General features: G+C 60.8%; 20 protein-coding genes. 7 read left to right on the forward strand and 13 right to left on the reverse strand.

Annotated elements, in window-relative coordinates:
- The 7 genes from ACP7EW_RS07145 to ACP7EW_RS07175 all read right to left on the reverse strand — a co-directional run bounded on the left by ACP7EW_RS07145 (window position 1) and on the right by ACP7EW_RS07175 (window position 8,013).
- Window positions 1-927, reverse strand: coding sequence for an aliphatic sulfonate ABC transporter substrate-binding protein (locus tag ACP7EW_RS07145; RefSeq protein ID WP_426216138.1), 927 nt, complete (start codon window positions 925-927; stop codon window positions 1-3).
- Window positions 927-1,940 (reverse strand): ABC transporter substrate-binding protein, encoded by a 1,014-nt coding sequence (locus ACP7EW_RS07150; protein WP_038850570.1) that lies wholly within the window; start codon window positions 1,938-1,940, stop codon window positions 927-929. The genes ACP7EW_RS07145 and ACP7EW_RS07150 overlap by 1 nt, the downstream gene beginning before the upstream one ends.
- 31 nt (window positions 1,941-1,971) lie before the next feature.
- The gene (locus ACP7EW_RS07155; protein ID WP_426216140.1) at window positions 1,972-4,608 is read right to left on the reverse strand and encodes a TonB-dependent receptor domain-containing protein; all 2,637 of its coding nucleotides are present in this window, start codon (window positions 4,606-4,608) and stop codon (window positions 1,972-1,974) included.
- A gap of 115 nt (window positions 4,609-4,723) precedes the next feature.
- The gene (locus ACP7EW_RS07160; protein ID WP_426216142.1) at window positions 4,724-5,668 is read right to left on the reverse strand and encodes a FecR domain-containing protein; all 945 of its coding nucleotides are present in this window, start codon (window positions 5,666-5,668) and stop codon (window positions 4,724-4,726) included.
- Window positions 5,665-6,174: a sigma-70 family RNA polymerase sigma factor gene (locus ACP7EW_RS07165; protein ID WP_033896308.1), complete on the reverse strand. Its 510-nt coding sequence runs from the start codon at window positions 6,172-6,174 to the stop codon at window positions 5,665-5,667. Before ACP7EW_RS07165 ends, ACP7EW_RS07160 begins: the two co-directional genes overlap by 4 nt.
- A 108-nt stretch (window positions 6,175-6,282) precedes the next feature.
- On the reverse strand, window positions 6,283-7,074 hold the full coding sequence (locus ACP7EW_RS07170; RefSeq protein WP_426216144.1) for a phosphate/phosphite/phosphonate ABC transporter substrate-binding protein: 792 nt from the start codon (window positions 7,072-7,074) through the stop codon (window positions 6,283-6,285).
- A gap of 9 nt (window positions 7,075-7,083) precedes the next feature.
- Window positions 7,084-8,013 carry a fatty acid desaturase gene (locus ACP7EW_RS07175; protein ID WP_426216146.1) on the reverse strand — a complete coding sequence of 310 codons (930 nt, stop codon included), beginning with the start codon at window positions 8,011-8,013 and terminating at the stop codon, window positions 7,084-7,086.
- Between the two features lie 301 nt (window positions 8,014-8,314).
- On the opposite strand from ACP7EW_RS07175, the gene ACP7EW_RS07180 reads away from it, so the two are divergent.
- Window positions 8,315-8,752: a GNAT family N-acetyltransferase gene (locus tag ACP7EW_RS07180; RefSeq protein WP_061449333.1), complete on the forward strand. Its 438-nt coding sequence runs from the start codon at window positions 8,315-8,317 to the stop codon at window positions 8,750-8,752.
- Window positions 8,753-8,811: 59 nt separating this feature from the next.
- Complete coding sequence (locus tag ACP7EW_RS07185) at window positions 8,812-9,630, forward strand: class I SAM-dependent methyltransferase (RefSeq protein WP_426216148.1); 819 nt, start codon at window positions 8,812-8,814, stop codon at window positions 9,628-9,630.
- 66 nt (window positions 9,631-9,696) lie between these two features.
- On the opposite strand, the gene def is transcribed toward ACP7EW_RS07185, so the two are convergent.
- The 3 genes from def to ACP7EW_RS07200 form a co-directional block, all read right to left on the reverse strand.
- A complete protein-coding gene (def, locus tag ACP7EW_RS07190) occupies window positions 9,697-10,236 on the reverse strand; it encodes a peptide deformylase (RefSeq protein ID WP_016975972.1) in 540 nt (179 codons plus the stop codon).
- A 3-nt stretch (window positions 10,237-10,239) separates the two neighbouring features.
- Window positions 10,240-11,190, reverse strand: a complete 951-nt coding sequence (locus ACP7EW_RS07195) for a YihY/virulence factor BrkB family protein (protein WP_016975971.1) — start codon at window positions 11,188-11,190, stop codon at window positions 10,240-10,242.
- Between the two features lie 170 nt (window positions 11,191-11,360).
- Window positions 11,361-11,546, reverse strand: a complete 186-nt coding sequence (locus tag ACP7EW_RS07200; protein ID WP_028617689.1) for a CsbD family protein — start codon at window positions 11,544-11,546, stop codon at window positions 11,361-11,363.
- Between the two features lie 201 nt (window positions 11,547-11,747).
- Between ACP7EW_RS07200 and ACP7EW_RS07205 the strand changes: the two genes are divergently transcribed.
- Window positions 11,748-12,125, forward strand: a complete 378-nt coding sequence (locus tag ACP7EW_RS07205) for a hypothetical protein (RefSeq protein ID WP_033896314.1) — start codon at window positions 11,748-11,750, stop codon at window positions 12,123-12,125.
- Between the two features lie 45 nt (window positions 12,126-12,170).
- Here the strand turns inward: ACP7EW_RS07205 and fadD1 are convergent, their stop codons facing one another.
- Window positions 12,171-13,862 carry a long-chain-fatty-acid--CoA ligase FadD1 gene (gene fadD1 / locus ACP7EW_RS07210; RefSeq protein ID WP_033896315.1) on the reverse strand — a complete coding sequence of 564 codons (1,692 nt, stop codon included), beginning with the start codon at window positions 13,860-13,862 and terminating at the stop codon, window positions 12,171-12,173.
- Window positions 13,863-14,259: 397 nt separating this feature from the next.
- Entirely contained in the window at window positions 14,260-15,948 is a 1,689-nt protein-coding gene (gene fadD2, locus ACP7EW_RS07215; protein ID WP_426216151.1) for a long-chain-fatty-acid--CoA ligase FadD2, read from the reverse strand.
- Window positions 15,949-16,158: 210 nt separating this feature from the next.
- Here fadD2 and ACP7EW_RS07220 point away from each other — a divergent pair, with 210 nt between their 5' ends.
- A complete protein-coding gene (locus tag ACP7EW_RS07220; protein WP_426130928.1) occupies window positions 16,159-17,103 on the forward strand; it encodes a lysophospholipase in 945 nt (314 codons plus the stop codon).
- Window positions 17,104-17,160: 57 nt separating this feature from the next.
- Window positions 17,161-17,631 (forward strand): MaoC family dehydratase, encoded by a 471-nt coding sequence (locus ACP7EW_RS07225; protein WP_010208208.1) that lies wholly within the window; start codon window positions 17,161-17,163, stop codon window positions 17,629-17,631.
- Window positions 17,632-17,686: 55 nt separating this feature from the next.
- On the opposite strand, the gene ACP7EW_RS07230 is transcribed toward ACP7EW_RS07225, so the two are convergent.
- A complete protein-coding gene (locus ACP7EW_RS07230) occupies window positions 17,687-18,154 on the reverse strand; it encodes a ferritin-like domain-containing protein (protein ID WP_010208206.1) in 468 nt (155 codons plus the stop codon).
- A gap of 205 nt (window positions 18,155-18,359) precedes the next feature.
- Here ACP7EW_RS07230 and ACP7EW_RS07235 point away from each other — a divergent pair, with 205 nt between their 5' ends.
- Window positions 18,360-18,596: a DUF3820 family protein gene (locus tag ACP7EW_RS07235; RefSeq protein ID WP_426216153.1), complete on the forward strand. Its 237-nt coding sequence runs from the start codon at window positions 18,360-18,362 to the stop codon at window positions 18,594-18,596.
- Between the two features lie 11 nt (window positions 18,597-18,607).
- Complete coding sequence (locus ACP7EW_RS07240) at window positions 18,608-19,783, forward strand: aminotransferase class V-fold PLP-dependent enzyme (RefSeq protein WP_426216155.1); 1,176 nt, start codon at window positions 18,608-18,610, stop codon at window positions 19,781-19,783.
- The last annotated feature ends 45 nt before the right edge of the window (window positions 19,784-19,828 follow it).

A 19,828-nucleotide genomic window follows, 5' to 3' on the forward strand; every position in this document is an offset into this window, starting at 1 on the left:
TCATGGCGCCTTGAATACCGCCTGCTGCACATCGACCTTTTTCGGGATCAGGCCGTTGGCAAAGAACAGGTCGGCCGTGCGTTGTTGGTTGCCGACGTCAACCGCTTCCAACGGGCGAATCGGCGCGGGCGAGCGGTGTTCGAAGTAGCTTTTGACCACGGCCGGTTGCAGGCCCAGGGTCTTGGCCATCAGTGCGATGCTGTCTTCGGGCTGGTCGAGGGACAGGCGCTGCGCCTTGGCCAGGGTCTGGATGATCGCGCCAATGGATTGCGGATATTGCTTGGCAAATGGGCTGCTCACCACGAAGAAACTGCCCGCTGGATTGAGGCCCTGGCCGTCGCCCAACACGCGGGCAGAACCGTCGACCACGGCCGCGGAGTAGTACGGGTCCCACACCACCCACGCGTCGACTTTGCCTTGCTCGAACGCAGCGCGGCCATCGGACGGCGACAGGTACACCACGTTCACGTCCTTCCATTGCAAACCGGCGCGCAGCAGGCTTTTCAGGAACAGGTTGTGGGCGCTGGAGCCCTTGAGCAGCGCCACGCGCTTACCCTTGAGTTCGGCCACGCTCTGCACGCTGCTGGCTTTGGGCACCAACACTGCTTCGGTCTTGCCCTCGTTGGGTTCGACGGCGAAATACTGCAAATCGATGCCTGCGGCCTGGGCGAAGATCGGTGGGATGTCACCGATATTGCCGATGTCCAGGCTGCCGCCGTTCAGCGCCTCGATCAGCGGCGGGCCGCCGAGGAACTCGATCCACTGCACCTGGGTACCGGGCAACGCGTCCTCGAAGAGTTTGTGCTCACGGGCCAGCACCATGCTCACAGAGCTTTTCTGGTAGCCGATGCGCAACGTGGCCGGTTCGGCCGCCAGCACCTGACCGGCGACCAGTGAAAGTACCGCAGCAGCGAATATTTTAAGCATCAGAGCGCCCCCTTCAGCTTGGCCGCCACATCGGCTGGCACCCATTGTTGCCAGACGTCTGGATGGTCTTTGAGGAAGGCTTCAGCCACTTGGCGGGGCGGCGTGCGTTTCTCGCTCATTTCCCCGAGGATGCCGTTAAGCAGATCAATCGGCAGGTCGACCTTTTCAAACACGCTCACCAGTTGCGGATACTGCGCCTTGAACGGTGCCGACACACCAATGGCCAGGCGCGCCGGCATCGAGCGGGTGCCGATGGGGTTGGGGTTTTTCGCGTCGGACAGGGTCTTCCAGGCTTCGGCGTTGAACGGCGGCTCTTCCAGCTTGACCAGCTTGAACCGCCCCAACAGCGGCGTCGGCGACCAGTAGTAGAACAACACGGGTTTACCACGACGGATCGACGACGCCACTTCGGCATCCAACGCCGCGCCAGAGCCGGTGCGGAAGTTGACGAAGCTGTCGGTGAGTTTGTAAGCCTTGAGTTTCTGGCTGTTGACGATCTCCGAGGTCCAGCCGGTGGGGCTGTTGAGGAAGCGCCCACGGCTCGGGTCTTCGGGGTCGCGGAACACGTCCTTGTAGCGCGGCAGGTCGGCCACCGACTTCAAGTCCGGCGCCAGCGGCTTGATACCGCGCGCGGCATCGCCCTTGATCACGAACTCCGGCACCCACCAGCCTTCGGTGGCGCCTTTGACCGTGTCGCCGAGGCCGAACACCTTGCCTTCGTTTTCCGCCTTGACCCACGCCGGACTGCGCCCGGCCCACTCTTCACCGATCACCTGGATATCGTCCTTGGCCAGGGCGGCTTCCAGGCTCACGGTGCTGCCGGGCAAGGTGTCGGTCGGCAGGCCGTAGCCTTTCTCGACGATCAGGCGCAGCACTTCGGTGATCAGGCTGCCGCTTTCCCAGGTGATATCACCGAAGTGAATGGGTTTGACGGCTTCGGCGGCGTGGGCGGCTGGGGTCAGCAGGCTCAGGGCCAGCAGACCACCGCCCAGGAGTTTTTTCAGATGCTTCATCGGCAACCTCATAGTTGTGCGGTGATGTTCGTTAAAAGTCATAACTGAGCCGCGTGTAGTAAAACGCCCCTTCCGGCGCCGACGGCGACAAGTAGCTGTACTGCTGGCCCGGGGTCTGGCGCAGGCGGGTGTTGAAGTCGTCGGGCTTGCTGTCGAACAGGTTGTTGGCGCCGACTGACAAGCGCAGTTGTTTAGTGAAGGCGTAGTTCACGTCCAGGTCGGTGTTCCACTGTGCGCCGAAGGTCTGGTCGTACTGGGCGTTGGCTTCGCTGGCGGCGTATTTGCGGTATTCGCCGTAGCGGGTTTCGCTGAGGGCGATGGTCCATGCGCCGATGCGGTGGGTCGCGCCGAGTACCAGCTTGTCTTCGGGGTAGCCGTGTTCCAGAAAACCACGGGCTTCGCGGGTGAGGATGTCGAAGCCGTTGGGGTTTTCGTGGACCTTCTCGATGGTGGTGCGCGCCTTGGTGTAGCCGGCCGACAGGCTCAACGCGCCGTACTGCGCCAGGTCCAGGTTGTACTTGCCGACGATGTCGACGCCACGGGTGCGGGTATTGGCCGCGTTGGTCATGAACTGCGCCCAGGTGTACTGGCCAAACCCGGCGTGCTGCAGGATCTGCTCGGCACGTGGCCCGGAAATACCGCCGCTGTAGAGCAGGCGATCACGAATCGAGATCTGGTAGGCGTCGATGGTCAATGAAGCGTTTTCGACCGGGCGCAACACCAGGCCCAAGGAGTAGTTGGTGGATTTTTCCGGTTTGAGCGGCTCGGCGCCCAGCGCACGGGCGGCCGGGTTGTCGGCGGGCAACATGCGCGTCAGCACCGGGTTGCCGTTGATGTCGACGTTGGTGGTGGTGGTCCACGACGTGCCGATCTGGCCCAGGGTCGGCGCACGGAAGGAGTTGTTCACTGTGGCGCGCAAGCCCACCTGCGGCGTGAAGTCATACCGCGCCGAGAGCTTGCCGGTAGTGGCCGAACCGAAGTCCGAATAGTGCTCGGTACGCCCCGCCAGGCCGACCTGGAATTTGTCGGTGAGCTGGTGCTCAAGGCCAAAGTAAACGCCGCCGACATCCCGCTTGTAGGTGCCGGCGTCGTCTGGTGTGAGACCGGAGGCTTGCACCGCGCCGACCTGCACACCGTTGATGCCGCCAAAGGAGTAGGACTCGTAGTCGCCCTCCTCCAGACGATACTGCTCATGGCGGTAGGCAATGCCCGCCGAGACGGTCAGCGGATGGCTCGACCAGTTGACGTCCAGGTCCTTGGCGTAATCCAGGCCAAGGTTGGTCTGCTCGTTGACCAATGTCGCCACGTCAAACTTGGTCGGGCTGTTCAGGCCGTAGCTCGGGTTGACGGTGTTAAAGGCCAGTTCATCGTGCTTGTCGCGACCGTAGGTGGCGCTGAGGTCAAAGCGGCCAAGCGTGTCGTCTTCATAGCGGGTGCCGACGGTGAGTGCGCCGTCTTCATAGCGGTAGCGGTATTTGGGAATGGTGCCGTTGGGGTAAATGCCCTGCACGTTATTCGGATTATTCGCCAGCAACGGCGGCGTGTTGTTTACCGATTTGTCCTGGCCAAAGGTGGCGAAACTGTAGAGGCGCCATTGGTCGCTCAGGCCGACTTCGGCGTTGGCCGCCAGGTTGAATTTATCGCGCCCGGCACCGCCCCAGCGCGGGTCTTGCAACTGGCCGTCGGCGACGTATTGGTCGCCAATGTCGGTGGGTTTGTTGTTGAGGGTGTTGAAGCTCAGGGTGAGAAAGCCATCCCCCGGCAACCCCAGGCCGTACCAACCGTCAGTGGTTTTGCTGAAGCCGTCGCCCTGGGCGTACTTGCCCAGTTGGGTGTTGACCTGGCCGCCGCTGTCACGCTCCTTGAGCACGATGTTGACCACGCCCGCCACCGCATCCGAGCCGTATTGCGCCGAGGCGCCATCGCGCAGCACTTCGACGTGGTCGATGCTGCTGATGGGGATCATGTCCAGGTCCACCGGCTGCGCGCCAATGAACGGCACGCCACCGGAGATGTTCACCACCGCCGAGGCATGACGGCGCTTGCCGTTGATCAGCACCAGCGTCTGGTCCGGCGCCAGGCCACGCAGGGACGCGCCCTTGGGGTTCTGGCCACGGGTGGCGCTCTGGTTTTGCGGGAAGTTGAACGACGGCAGCAGTTGGAACAGCGCCTGGTTGAGGCTGGTGGCGCCGGTCTGCTTGAGCTCTTCGGCGTTGATCACATCCACCGGCGCGGCGCTGGTCAAGGCGGTGGCGTCACTGCGCCGTGTGCCAATGGCGACCACGCGGTCCAGGGTCGGCGCTTGCGCTGCACGGGTTTGCGCGTTGACGTTGCTGGTGGCGTTTTTGCTCGCGCCTTCCTTGATGATGAACGCGCCGTCCGGGCTCACCTGGACTTGCAGGCCGGTGCCCTTGAGCGCGGCGTCCACCGCCTGTTGCGCCGACAGAGAACCGTCCACGCTGGCCGAGGAATAGTTACCCAACTGCGGCGTAAACGAGATCACCTGGCCGCTTTGGCGGCTGATGTTCAGCAGCACTTCATCCAACGGGCCAGGTGCGATGTGATAGACCTGGCGCACCTCTTCGGCACTCGCGGCAAACGACAACAACAGACTGGCGAACGGCACCAGGGCAAAGGTTCGAAGCGGCACACGGTTGAACTGATTCACTTTGGCTCCCCCCAAGGAAACTCGACGGCGCTGCTCCCCGCAGCGCTTACGGGAGTGATGTGGGACGGCGGGGGGAAAACTTGCAGATCGTTTGGTTATGTCGATAGAACCGAGGTCACGCAGCATTGACGGTCACCCAAAAACCGGTGCGGCGGGTGATGTGGATCGGCAAGGTGCGCGCCAGGGTGTCGAGGATTTGCTGGGGGTTGTCCAACCGGTACAAGCCGCTGACGCGCAGGCCCGCCACAGCGGGGTCCAGGCGCAGCACGCCGTTGTGATAAGGCCGCAATGCGTCGATGACTTCGGCCAGTGGCCGGTCGCGCACTTGCAGGAAGCCATCGACCCAGGCCGTGGCCCCGGAGGAACTGGCCTGCACCGGGCCGAATCCGACGCGGTCGTAATGCACTTCATGGCCGGCGGCGAGTTGCAGGCGCTCGCCCTGCTGGCCGTCGATTTCCACTGCGCCGTTGAGGGCAACCACCTGGCCCTGCCCTTGCCGTTCACGCACCAGGAAACGGTTGCCGTAGGCGCGCAGACGCGCCTGGTCGGTCTGGATCAAAAACGGTCGGATGCGGTCGCTGGCGACCTTGGCCAGCAACTCGCCCTCGCGCAGGCGTATCAGGCGGCGTTGCGGATCAAACTGGATGTCGGCCGCGCTTTGTGCGTTGAGCAGCAATTCGCTGCCATCGTCCAACGCGACGGTGCGGCGCTCGCCAGTGCCGGTGCGGATATCCGCCGTCAGTTCAGTCAATGGCAAGCCCAGCGACTTGGCCAGCAAGGCCGCGCCAACTGCCACACCAGCACCGGCCAGCGCGACCTGCAACACCTGCCGTCGACTGGACGGTGCCTCCAGCGCCTGCTGCAACACCTTGCCACTCACCCCTTGCGCCTGGGGAACCTGGAACACGCCCAAGCGGGTTTCCAACTGTCGGCACAGGGCGTCATGACGCGGGTCGGCGGCGCGCCATTGTTCATAGCGCTGCCAGTCGCCCGTCGAAGCTTGGCCGGAGCGCAACAGCACGTACCAGCGCGTGGCGCTGTCGATCAGTTCGTCGCTCATTCCAGGCAAAGCCGCAGGCAGCGGTTGAAGGCGCGGGTCATGTAGTCACTGACCGAGCGCTGGGAAATCCCCAGTTCGCTGGCGATTTCCGGGTAGGTCAGGCCATTGAGTTGGGAGAGCAAAAAGGTCGCCTTGACCTTGGCCGGCAAGCCGTCGAGTAACTGGTCGATGGCTTGCAGGGCTTCGAGCATTTGCGCCAGCTCTTCGGGAGAGGGCGCGGTGGAGGTTTCGTCGTTATCGAGTGCGTCGAGGTAGGCCCGTTCCAGATCACGCCGGCGCCACAGTTGATACATCAGCCGCTGGGCGATGGTGGTGAGCAGCGCACGCGGCTGGCGAATGGGCATCACCCCCGGCGCACTCAGCAGCTGGACGAAGGTGTCGGCGGCGATGTCTTCGGCGTGGGCGCGGGAATCGAGGTGGCGGTGCAAACGGCTGCACAGCCAGTCGTAATGACTGCGGAACAATCCGCCCACGTAATCGCTGTGAGAAGTGTCGGCGCCGGACATAGTGGCTCCATCTGAGTAGGCTGCGCGTTATGTCCGGTGTTCCGGTGGAGCGATCCTAACAAGGCTGCTTATTCTTTAATAATATTTAAAAGGTATTTTTATATAACCTTATTGAAGTACTGGGTAGCCCGCGCTGGCGGCTTGTTGCTCGTAGCCCAACAGCACTTGATAGTCGTCTTCGCTGGCGGGCAGTACGGCTTGCAGGCCCAGCGTCTCGGCCACCTGCGGTAAATCCTGCAGTGCCTGGTTCATGGCCTGACGGATCTGAATCACCTGCTCATCGCTCAAGCCAACCGGGCCGATATAGGGCAAGGTCGGGCTCGGTGCGCTGCGCGTGACGATGCACAGCGCCGCCACTTCCTGCGGCGCAAAACGGGCGAGGTAGTCGTAGGTGACGCTGTCGATGGCCGCCAGGTCGGCGCGGTCTTCGCGCAGCCAACGCAGGCTCTCGCGGTGGGCGCCGCTGATGGCGACGCTGGCGAAGAAGCGCCCGTCGCGTTGCAAGGGGGCCAGGCATTCGCGCAGCAGGTTCATGCCGCTGTTGGAGTCGTGGCCGTTGATCACGCCACGGCTGTTGTAGAAGTCCGCCAGGGTGTGACGTGGGTTGTCATCGCGGGTCAGCAACAGGCTGCAATGCTCGCCCTGGCTGCTGTGGGGCAGCGCGTAGCACGGTCGGCCAATGACGCGGACCTGGCCGCGCAGCTGGGTCATCAGTGGATAACCGCAGGTCTGGGTCAGGAGCAATTCAGGCGCGAGCCACAGACCGTGCAGGTCGAGGTGATCGGCATTGCGCCGCCCCAGGTTCAGGTGGTCGAGGATGCGCGCAATCCACTGCTGGTTGGCCTGCTCGATCGGCTCGGGCGCGACGTACATCAGCAGCTCGGCATAGTGGTCACTCATGGTCATCTCTCACGCAAAAGGGTGCCGGGGGCTGTCGATGGCCTTGAGGCCGTGGCGGCTGATCAACTGGCCGTAGCCCTGCACCAGGAAGCCGCCGCTGCGCGCCACCCATTGCTCACGCCGGGCCCGGTAGACCGTGGGCAGCAAGTACCAGGGCAGTTTCGGCAGGTCGTGGTGCACCAGGTGCAGGTTGTTGTTGAGGAACAGCCAGGTCCACGGCCAGGACGCTTCGTTGAGCACGGTGCGTTGCTCCGGCTGCGGGTGCGGGCGGTGTTCATAGTAGGAACGGATCGACGCCAGGGACAAGGCTGGCACGCTGACCAGCAGCAGGTAATGCCACACCGAGAGCGCGCTGTAATGGGCGATGAAACTCAGCATCAACACGGTGACGACGCCATGGGCCAGCCACATCGGCCACACTTGGGGCAGGCGCCGGAATTCATGCCGGGCCAAACGCCCGATTGCCAAAGGGGCGGCCAACACAAAGCGACCCAGAACCGTCTTGGTCAGCCAATGCACGCCACGCTCGAACAACGAACTGTTGTCCCATTGTTGCTGGTTGAGGTAACGGCTTTCCGGGTCGATGCCCGGCAGGGTCAAGTCTTCGTCGTTGTGGTGCAGCAAGTGACTGTCGCGGTACAGCGTGTACGGGTACCACACTGCAAAGGGCGCGTAGCCAAGCAGTTTATTGAGCAGCAACGAACGGGTGGGATGGCCGTGGAGCAATTCGTGTTGCACCGACAGCCACAGCGTCACGATTGGAATCAGCAGCAAGAGGCTCAACCCCAGGCCCAGCCAATGGCTGCCCAGGATCACGGCAAACCAACCGGCGTACACGCCGATCAGCAGCAGCCAGGTCGGCCATTCGGTTCTTGCGGTAAAGGTGCTGGCCAGGGCTTCGATTTCCCGGCGTTGGGTTAGATCAAGGTAGTTGGCCATCAGCCGCTCAGAGCAGGTGTTTCCTGCTCTGTGCAATGAGGCGGGAAAATCTTGCAGATCGTTTGGTTCTAAGCTTGTAACTCAGTGACCGAACAGGCCTGTTTCAGACTTCTTGGCCTTTTTGTCTGCGCGTTTTTCATCGGCGGTCTTTGCCGGTTTTTTCTTCGCGGCTTTCTTTGAATCCATACCTTTGGCCATGATGCATGCTCCACTGACAGGGGGTGTAGCACTGGGTATACCACCTATTGCCCGGCAGAAGGCGCTTATAATCCAAGGCCCTGGATAACGCTGCCTGAACACCATGCCCGAATTGAACATCGAACCGCTGGCAGAGCCGCTGTGGCCGCTGCTGAACAAGTTTTACCGCAACCACAACTCGTCAATGAAGGCCCTCAAGGGTGGGCGTTTGTGGGTGGCGCGGGACGCAGAGATCGTCGCCGGGTTGTGCCTGACGCCGGTGGTGGGAGGGCAATGGTTGACCGGGGTGTTCGTTGACCCGGCCTATCGCGGCCAAGGGCTGGCGGCGCGGGTGATCGAGGCCGCGGTTGCCGATGTCGACGGCACCCTGTGGTTGTTGTGTCATCCAGACCTGGAAGGGTTGTATCAACGGATGGGCTTCACCCAGGACACCGTGCTGCCGCAATCCCTCAGCGAACGCTGGGTACGCTACAAGCGCAACAAACCCATGATCGCGATGGGCTTAGATCGTTTGGTGAGGTCGACCGCAGATAATGTGTGATCGGCGCCTGCAGGCCCCATGCTAGCCTCGGCGGCACAGTGGCCCTTTACAGGATGATCATGAAAACGACGCTTGCAGCTCTCTCCCTCACCGCCCTGCTCGTTCCGGTCTTGAGCCAGGCAGCCGACGCACCCATCACCGCCCAGCAGTACCAGAGCGCGCTCGCCGGCACTTGGCGCGACCCGGCCAACAGCGCCCGCGACGGCTATCGCCATCCGCAACAGACGCTGGAATTCTTTGGCCTGGGCGCCAAGCAGACGGTGATCGAAATTACCCCCGGTGGCGGCTGGTACAGCGAAGTGCTGGGGCCGTTGCTCAATGAGCATGGGCATTACATCGCCGCCGTGCAGGCGGCGAGCAGCAGCGCCTACGCGCGTACGTCCGAAGAGAACCTGAAAAAGAAGTTCGCGGCTGATCCAGCTCGCTACGCCAAGGCCGAGGTGGTCGAGTTCGACCCCAAGGCGCCGGTGTTCGGCAAGCCAGCGTCGGCGGATGCCGTACTGACCTTCCGCAATGTGCATAACTGGGTCGAGGCAGGCACTGCGCCGGCCACGTTCAGTGCGTTCTACAAGGTACTGAAACCGGGCGGCGTGCTGGGCGTGGAAGATCACCGGGCCAAGGATGGGGCGGATCTGGAAGCGATCAAGGACAGCGGCTACCTGACCACCGCACAGGTGGTGAAACTGGCGACCGATGCCGGGTTCAAGCTGGCGGGACAGAGCGAGGTGAATGCCAATCCGAAGGACACCAAGGATTACCCGGCAGGCGTGTGGACGTTACCGCCGACGCTGAGATTGGGCGAGCAGGATAAGGCGAAGTATGTGGCGATCGGGGAGTCGGATCGGATGACGTTGCGGTTCGTCAAGTCCACCCAGTAATCCGTTTGAAATGCATTCCAACTGTGGGAGCTGGCTCCCACAGTTCGACCTCATTGGGCTTGAAAGCTAGTCGTCAGCCGTGGGATCCATGTCCGGGAACATCACCTCGATAAACCCGAACTTGGTGAAGTCGGTAATCCGCGACGGGTACAAGCGCCCGATCAAGTGATCACACTCATGCTGCACCACCCGCGCATGAAAGCCCTCGGCAATGCGCACAATCGGCTCGCCCTTGGGATCGAAACCCTCGTAGCGAATCTGTTGGTAACGGTCCACCGCCCCCCGCAAACCCGGCACGGACAGGCAGCCTTCATAGCCCTCTTCCAGCACCGGGCTCAGTGGGGTGATCAGCGGGTTGATCAAAATCGTCTGCGGCACCGGCGGCGCGTCCGGGTAGCGTTCGCTGGCTTCGAAGCCGAAGATCACCAATTGCAGGTCCACACCGATCTGCGGCGCGGCCAGGCCGACGCCGCCCACGTGTTCCATGGTCTGGAACATGTCGTCGATCAATTGCCACAGCTCGGGGCTGTCGAACATTTCCGGCGGGACCGGAGGCGCGATGCGCAGCAGGCGTTCGTCGCCCATTTTCAGGATTTCACGGATCATCGCTCAGACTTCATCGGCAGTGGGCTTGGAATGGTCCCGGCCGAGGCCAGAGACGTGCTGTTTTTCATCGGTGTGGCCAGGTTCGTCGAATTCTTTTTCACCCGGATCCTTGCCCTCGGCGGACATGTGCTCGATCACCGCGTTCATCTCCGCGCCCAGCAACAGCACGGCGGCGGAAATGTAGAAGTACAGGAGCAACACGATGATTGCGCCGATACTGCCATACATGGCGTTGTAGTCAGCAAAGGTTTTGACGTAGTAGCCAAAACCCAGCGACGCGACGATCCACACCACCACCGCCAGCACCGAGCCTGGGGTGATGAAGCGGAATTTCTGCTCGACGTCGGGCATCACGTAGTACATGAGGGCCACGGCGAACATCAGCAAAATCACGATCAACGGCCAGCGCAGGATGGTCCACAAGGTCACCACGAATTCCTGCATGCCGATCTGACCGGCCAGCCACTCCATTACCTGCGGGCCCAGCACCATCAGCGCAGCGGCGGCCAGCAACATGCCGGCGATGCCAACGGTGTAGAAAATCGACAGCGGGAAGCGCTTCCAGATCGGCCGGCCTTCAACCACGTCATAAGCGGCATTCATCGCGCTCATCATCAGGCGCACGCCGGCCGAGGCCGTCCACAGCGCGATCACGATACCTACCGAGAGCAGGCCACCCTTGGATTGCTGCAACTGGTCGATTACCGGGTTGACCTGCTCCAGGGCCTGGGGCGGCAACACCAGTTCCGACTGCAGGCGCAGCCAGGTGAAAAAGTCCGGCAGGTGCAGGAAACCGATCAGGGCAATCAGGAACAGCAGGAAGGGAAACAGCGAGAACAGCATCTGGTAGGCCAGTGCCGAGGCGTAGGTGGGCATTTCGTCATCGACGAATTCCTTGACGGTGCGCAGCAGCACTTTGTGCAGCTTGAGACCATCGAGAACCGGAAAAATCATAGCGTCTCCTTTCGCCGCAAAAAGGTTGAGTTCGTGGGCGACTCAGGGGCCGTTTTCTACATCAAGGTAGCCTATTTGGCGACCTTGAAACAATTTCGAAACTTTAATCACAGCATGTGACATAAAAACGGCCATCCGTAGATGGCCGTTTGGACTGCTTGAAAGCGCGCTTACTTGGTCGCTTTTTTTACAGCGTCCTTGGTGTCGCCAACCGCTTTCTGCACTTCGCCTTTCTTTTCCTGAACCACACCTTCAGCGCGCAGTTTGTCGTTGCCGGTGACTTTACCGACACCTTGCTTGATATTGCCGACCGCCTCGTTTGCCACGCCTTTAACCTTGTCAGATGTGCTGCTCATGGTATTTCTCCGAAGGAACAATCAAGGGTTTTGGGTCATTACCTAAAGATTGACCCGAGGCCGTTCAGCAGAGTTTCAATTATTTTTGCCCACGCATTTCATCGCCAGCCGCAGGTTTGGCTTTATGTTTTGCCGCCAACCCCTGAGAATGCCCGGCACATTCAGGCTCAAACGCTGAATAACAGATCCCGTAGGAAGGTTATGAAACTCAATAAAGCACAGGCCATCGCCCGCCGAAACACTGAACTGGGCGGTGCCGTACTCGGCGTCAACAACTGCCATTTCACCGACCTGGACCGCAAACGCAACATCTGGTGGTTCGACCTGCCGGTGGGCCGTATTGCCGTGGGCCAGTACGAGTGGATCCATCTGTTGATGCACAACGCCGAGACTGACCAGCTGCTGCACCTGAAGGTGCCGACCGCGTTTTTGCGTGAGCACATCGAAGGGTTGGTGGTGCGCAATGCGAACAAGCGCAAGCCGGAGATCACGCTGGAGCTGAGTGCCGACAAGGACTCGTTCTTGAAGGATGTGCGGCCAACAGGTGCTAACGTGAGCTTCGCGCATTTCGCCCTGTAACCCCCCTTCAATAAAAAACCCCGCTTCGGCGGGGTTTTTTATGGGTTACTTTTTAAGACCGAGCTTCTTCAGCTCTTCATCGCGCAACTCACGCCGCAGGATCTTGCCCACGTTGGTGGTCGGCAACGCATCGCGGAATTCCACAGCCTTGGGCACCTTGTAGGCGGTGACGTTGGCGCGCATGTGCTCCATCACCTGGTCCTTGGTCAGGGTCGCGCCCGGCTTGACCACAATGAACAGCTTGATGTGTTCCCCGGACTTCTCGTCCGGCACACCGATGGCCGCACACTGCAAAACGCCCGGCAGGCCTGCCAGTACATCTTCCAGCTCGTTGGGGTACACGTTGAAGCCCGAGACCAGGATCATGTCCTTCTTGCGGTCGACAATGCGCATATAGCCGTCGGGCTGGATGATCGCGATGTCACCGGTCTTGAGCCAGCCTTCGCTGTCGAGCATTTCGTCGGTGGCGTCCTGGCGCTGCCAGTAGCCCTTCATCACTTGCGGGCCCTTCACGCACAGCTCGCCGGTTTCACCCAGGGCGAGTTCAGTGCCGTCGTCAGCGATGACTTTGCACACGGTGGACGGCACCGGAATGCCGATGGTGCCGATCTGGATGTGCTGGATCGGGTTCACCGTGGCCACCGGGCTGGTTTCGGTCATGCCGTAGCCTTCGCAGATGCCACAGCCGGTCACGGCCTTCCAGCGCTCGGCGGCGGCCAATTGCAGGGCCATGCCGCCGGACAAGGTGACTTTCAGCGCGGAGAAGTCCAGCTTGCGGAACGCCTCGTTGTTGCACAGCGCCACGAACAGGGTGTTCAGTCCGACAAAGCCGCTGAACTTCCACTTCGACAGTTCCTTGACCATCGCCGGCAGGTCGCGCGGGTTGCTGATCAGGATGTTGTGGTTGCCGATCAGCATCATCGCCATGCAATGAAAGGTGAACGCATAGATGTGATACAGCGGCAGCGGCGTGATCAGGATCTCGCAACCTTCGTTGAGGTTGGAACCCATCAGCGCCTTGCACTGCAACATGTTGGCGACCAGGTTGCGGTGGGTGAGCATCGCGCCCTTGGCCACGCCGGTGGTGCCGCCGGTGTATTGCAGCACAGCCACATCGCCACTGGCCGGGCTGACATCGTTGACCGGTTGGCCGTGCCCCTTGGCCAGCACATCATTGAACTTGATCGCCTGGGGCAAGTGATACGCCGGGACCATTTTTTTCACGTACTTGATGACGCTGTTGATCAGCAGGCGCTTGAGCGGCGGCAACAGGTCGGCGACTTCGGTGACGATCACGTGCTTGACGGCGGTCTTGGGCACGACCTTTTCCGCCAGGTGCGCCATGTTGGCCAGGCAGACGAGGGCCTTGGCACCGGAGTCGTTGAATTGGTGTTCCATTTCCCGCGCGGTGTACAGCGGGTTGGTGTTGACCACGATCAGGCCGGCACGAATGGCGCCAAACACGGCAACCGGGTACTGGAGGACGTTGGGCAGTTGCACAGCGATGCGATCGCCGGGCTTCAAGTCGGTGTGCTGTTGCAGGTACGCGGCGAAGGCGCCGGACAATTCGTACAACTCACCGTAGGTGATGGTCTTGCCCAGGTTGCTGAAAGCCGGTTTGTTGGCGAAGCGCTGGCAGGACTGCTTCAGTACCGCCTGAATATTCGGATACTCGTCTGGATTGATTTGTGCAGCAATCCCGGCGGGGTACTTATCCTTCCAAAAGTCTTCGTTCATGGAAGCCCACTCCTCAGCGACGTCAGCGACGCGAATTCATCATCGCATTTGATGCGATTATTATTGGTGTATGTTTTTTTAGGTGAATCTGGCGCTTTCAAGCAGGCCGAGACGTCACAAAGCGCGCCGAGAGTAGCAGCTTTGCCAAAGGTCGCCTAGAGCCAAAGGTGGGCCCCGTGGTCATAAACGCGACTGTCCTACAATATTCGGTCACACTTTAAACATTGCTGAAATACACCCTGAAAAGGCTCTGGAATAGGGTACTCAGGACAACACAAGACAAATGTGGGAGCGGGCTTGCTCGCGAATGCGGTGTATCAGTCACCAGATATGTCGACTGATACACCGCATTCGCGAGCAAGCCCGCTCCCACACTTTATTGCATCTCAATTCAAGGTCAGGCGATGTCGCGCAACTCACGTCGCAGGATTTTCCCCACCGGCGTCATCGGCAAAGAGTCTCGCAGCACAATATGCTTGGGCACCTTGTACCCGGTGAAGTTGGTCTTGCAGTAGGCCTTCAACTCCTCAAGGCTCACCCCCTCAGCCCGCGCCACCACAAACAGCTTCACCGCCTCCCCCGTGCGCTCGTCCGGCACACCGATCACCGCGCAGTTGGCCACCGCCGGGTGAGCCATCACCACGTCTTCGATCTCGTTGGGGTAGACGTTGAAGCCCGAGACGATGATCAGGTCTTTCTTGCGGTCGACGATGCACACAAAGCCATCCTCGTCGATCACTGCAATGTCACCGGTCTTGAGCCAACCTTCGGCGTCCAGCGCCTCGGCGGTCGCGGCCGGTTGCTGCCAGTAGCCCTTCATCACCTGCGGGCCCTTGATGCACAACTCGCCGCGCTCGCCCAGTGGCAACTCGACGCCCTGGTCATCGATCACTTTCATCGCCGTGGCCGGCACGGGGATGCCCACGGTGCCCAGGCGGGATTTGTTGCCGTAGGGGTTGGTACTGGCCACCGGAGAGGTTTCCGTCAGACCGTAGCCCTCGCCGATGGCGCAACCGGTGATCTGCTCCCAGCGCTCGGCGGTGGCCTTGATCAATGCGGTGCCGCCGGAGTTGGTGAGCTTGAGATGGGAGAAATCCAGGGACTTGAAGTCAGGATGGTCCATCAACGCCACGAACAGCGTGTTGAGCCCTAGCAGCCCGGTAAAACGCCACTTTTTCAGCTCCTTGATAAAGCCGCCGATGTCCCGTGGGTTGGTGATCAGCACGTTGTGATTGCCCGAGACCATCATGCACATGCAGTTCGCCGTGAACGCATAGATGTGGTACAGCGGCAGCGGCGCGATCATCACCTCCTGCCCTTCCTTGATCAGCGGGTGGCCGTCCTCACCGGTCTGGGACATACAGGCGCGCACCTGCTGCATGTTTGCCACCAGGTTGCCGTGAGTCAGCATCGCGCCCTTGGCCAGGCCGGTGGTGCCGCCGGTGTATTGCAACACGGCGATATCGTCCAGGGTCACCGGGTGGCGCGTCACGCCCAGGCCCGCGCCCATGTGCAAGGCGCGCTTGAACGACACCGCGCGCGGCAGGCTGTAGGCCGGGACCATCTTTTTGACCTTGTCGACCAGGGTGTTGACCAGCCAGCCTTTGGCGGCGGGCATGAAATCGCCCATCTTGGCTTCGATCAGGTAGTCGATCTCGGTGTCGCTGCACACCTCCTGCACGCGCGAGCCGAACAGGTTGAGGTAGACCAGCGCACGCACGCCGGCGTCCTTGAACTGGTGGCGCATCTCGCGCGGGGTGTACAGCGGGTTGGTGTTGACCACGATCAGCCCGGCGCGCAAGGCGCCGAACACGGCAATCGGGTAGTGCAGCACGTTGGGCATCTGCACCGCAATGCGGTCGCCCGGCTTGAGGTCGGTGTGCTGTTGCAGGTAACCGGCGAACGCCGCACTCTGGCGCTCAAGCTCGGCGTAAGTCAGGGTGATGCCCATGTTGCTGAATGCCGGACGGTCGGCAAAAGCCTTGCAGGAACGCTCGAAGACCTCGATCACCGACTTGTAGGCCGACAGGTCGATGTCATTGGGAACGCCCGCCGCGCGTTTGTCATTCCAGAAATCAGGTTGCATTATTCTTGTCCTCTTACCTGAGTGTGTCCGGCCGCTTTCCTGACGCTATAAAAAGCGGAGCTTTGGGGACGTTAGCAGCTATGGCCAAACAGGCAAATACGCTAAATCGTGTCATTGATTGTATGAATCTTGCCGCTGATGCGTAGGCAGATACCCAGTCCCTCAACAGATGAGCTATACACTGCAACGACCCTGAGCAAAGGAAGCGCCATGAACCACAGCACCTTCTGGCTGACCGCGAATGACCGCAGCCGCCTGTACGTCAATCAATGGATGCCCGAGGGCCCCGCCAAGGCCGTGGTGATGCTGTCCCACGGCATGGCTGAACACAGTGGGCGTTATGCACGCCTGGCCGAGGCCCTGTGCGGCGCTGGCTACGGCCTGTATGCGCTGGACCAGCGTGGTCATGGCCGTACCGCCGACGAAGGCACCTTGGGCCTGTACGCCGAGACGGATGGCTGGAACAAAGTGGTGGGCGACCTGGCCAGCCTCAACCAGCATATCGGCCAGCAGCAGCCGGGGTTGCCGATCATTCTGCTGGGCCACAGCATGGGCAGCTATATCGCCCAGGCTTACCTGCTGCACCACAGCGCCAGCCTGCATGGGGCGATTCTCAGCGGCTCGAACTTTCAACCCGTGGCGCTCTATCGCGCCGCTCGGGTGATCGCACGCATAGAGCGCCTGCGCCAGGGCTTGCGCGGGCGCAGTGCGCTGATCGAATTCCTGTCGTTTGGCTCGTTCAATAAGGCATTCAAACCCAATCGCACCGCGTTCGACTGGCTCAGCCGTGACCCGGATGAGGTGGACAAGTACATCAACGACCCCCTCTGCGGGTTCCGCTGCACCAATCAGCTCTGGATCGACCTGCTCGGCGGCTTGCAGCAGATCAGCAAAGCGTCCAATCTCGCGCAGATCGATCCGGGCCTGCCGATTCTGGTGATGGGCGGCGAATGTGATCCGGTGAGTGAGGGCAAGCGTCTCAACAGTCTGGCCGACGCCTTGCGAGACGCCGGCTGCCAGCACCTGCAACTGACTGTCTACCCGCAGGCGCGCCATGAAGTGTTCAACGAAACCAACCGCGACGCTGTCACAGCGGATGTGCTGGCGTGGCTCGACCAGGCGCTGACACTGCGCAGGCCGGCCCGCTGCGAATAATTTATCGTTTAAAATCAGTCAATTAAATTACCGATTAGCCACAGGATGCACCTTTAGATGACCCAGGTAACCAACACCCCGTACGAAGCCCTCGAAGTCGGCCAGACCGCCAGCTACAGCAAGTTGGTGGAGGAGCGCGATATCCAGCTGTTCGCCGCGATGTCCGGTGACCACAACCCGGTGCACCTGGACGCCGAGTACGCCAAGGCGACTATGTTCAAGGAGCGTATCGCCCATGGCATGTTCAGCGGCGCCCTGATCAGCGCGGCCGTGGCCTGCGAGTTGCCTGGGCCGGGCACCATCTACATCGGCCAGCAGATGAGCTTCCAGAAGCCGGTGAAGATTGGCGACACCCTGACCGTGCGCCTGGAAATCCTCGAGAAGTTACCGAAATTCCGCGTTCGCATCGCCACCCGTGTGTTCAACCAGCGTGATGAACTGGTGGTGGACGGCGAGGCGGAGATCCTGGCGCCGCGTAAGCAGCAAGTCGTGACCTTGACCGAGTTGCCGCCGATCAGCATTGGCTGATCCTGACGCATAAAAAAGCCCCGCATCGGCGGGGCTTTTTCTATTCAGCGACGCCTCAAGACTGAGCGCGAGCCTGGTTACGCAGGGCTTTCACCTGGTCGTGGTTGCGTTGTACACCGTGGTACTGACGCTCAACCAGGTCACGAATGCCCAGCAGGTTGTGCTTGTTGATCTTCTCGATCGCTTCTTTATAAGCCTTCAGGGCGTGGTCTTCACCGCGCTCGGCTTCGTTCAGCACCGCTTCTTCATCTTTGCCGGTGAGCATCGACTTGACGTCGACCCAGCCGCGATGCAGTGCACCGGCCACGCTGCCGGAATCTTCCGGATCGCCGCCCAACGCACGTACGGCGGTTTTCAACTCAGCGGCGGCGGTGGCGCAGTCGGCGGAACGCTTGGCAAACAGAGCTTTGAGTTCTGGGTGCTTGATGTCTTCAGCGCACTCCTTGAAACCCTTTTGGCCGTCGATGCTGGTCTCGATCAGGTCGTTCAGTACGGAGATCGATTCTTTATTGATGTCAGTCATTTTTCAATTCCTTGTACGGGTTAGAAGGTTGTCTTAATGGTTGCAGCGCCCGTGCCAGGTTTTAACAAAACAACTTATCCTTTAATTTCAACTAGTTACGATAAATTGAACCATCTGTATGTACGTTATTTGCATGATCTGTCATTTGGCCTTCATGCAGAATGCCTGTATTTTCCAAAGTCTTGATACACACACCTGAGCCTTCATGAATCCCGAAAAACTCGAACTGCTGATCACCCGCGAAATGCCCTTCGGCAAATACAAGGGACGGATCATCGCTGACCTGCCCGGCCCGTACCTGAATTGGTTTGCCCGCGAAGGTTTCCCCAACGGCGAGCTGGGGGGGTTGCTGGCCCTGATGCAGGAGATCGACAGCAACGGCTTGTCTGAATTGCTCGAACCGCTGCGCGCCAAACACGGCAAACCCGCCCCTCGCCATTAAAGAGTCATGCCATGCCAAGGAATGCAGACAACGAAAAGCACTGGCATGCCATCGCCCAGCGGTATGTGCTGGAGCCCGGCCCGATCAACCTGGAAAACGGTTACTTCGGCCGCATGAGCCAAGCGGTACAGGCGCAGTACCTGGAGCACGTGGCGTTTATCAACCGCAGCAACTCGCTGCATGTACGCCAACAATTCGAGCGCGGTGAAAACGAAGCGATCCGCCGCCAACTGGCCGGGCTGATCGATGCCGACCCCGCCGCCGTCGCCTTCACCCGCAATGCCACCGAAGCCCTGCAATCGCTAATCCGCAACTACAACCGTCTGCAACCGGGCGACCAAGTGCTGATCAGCGACCTCGAGTACGACACCGTGAAAGGCGCCATGCGCTGGCTGGCGGGCTATCGCGGCGTGGAAGTCATCGAACTGTCCCACACGCACCCGGCGAGTTTCGACAGCCTGGTGCAGACGTATCGCGATGCATTCGTGCAATACCCGCGCTTGAAACTGATGGCACTGACCCACGTGACCCACCGCACCGGGCTGGTCATGCCCGTGGCCGCGATTGCCCAGGCGGCGCGCGAGCAGGGTATCGATGTGATCCTCGATGGCGCCCATGCCCTGGGCCAGATCGAATTCAACCTGGCCGAACTGGGTATCCAATTTGCCGGCTTCAACCTGCACAAGTGGATTGGCGCCCCGCTGACCTTGGGCTTCCTGTACATCGCTCCCGAGCGCCTGGCCGACATCGATCCGGACATGGGCGAATTCCACTACCCCGCCACCGACGTTCGCGCACGTACGCCCTACAGCACGCCGAATTTCCCGGCGCTGATGACCTTGCCGCTGGTACTTGAAGAACATCGGCAACTGGGCGGCGCGGCGGCCAAGGGCGCGCGAGTGAATTACTTGCGGGACTTGTGGGTCAGCCAGGTACGGGCATTGCCGGGGATCGAGGTGCTGACGCCGGACGATCCACGCTTGTATTGCGGGATTACGGCGTTCAAGTTCATTGGGAAGGATCAGCAGGTGATGACGGAGCGTTTGCTCAAGGACTACAACCTGTTCACCACGACGCGTGTGGGTGCGTCGTTTGGCACCTGTATCCGGGTGACGCCAGGGTTGGTGACGCAGGCAGCGGAGATAGCCGTGCTGGTCAAAGCCATCACCGAGTTGAGCGCCGACTAGGCGCCTTTTCTACAGGCAAAAAAAAGCGGTACACCGACCAAGTGC

Source organism: Pseudomonas sp. DWRC2-2 (assembly GCF_049897885.1).
GTDB lineage: Bacteria > Pseudomonadota > Gammaproteobacteria > Pseudomonadales > Pseudomonadaceae > Aquipseudomonas > Aquipseudomonas azotoformans_A.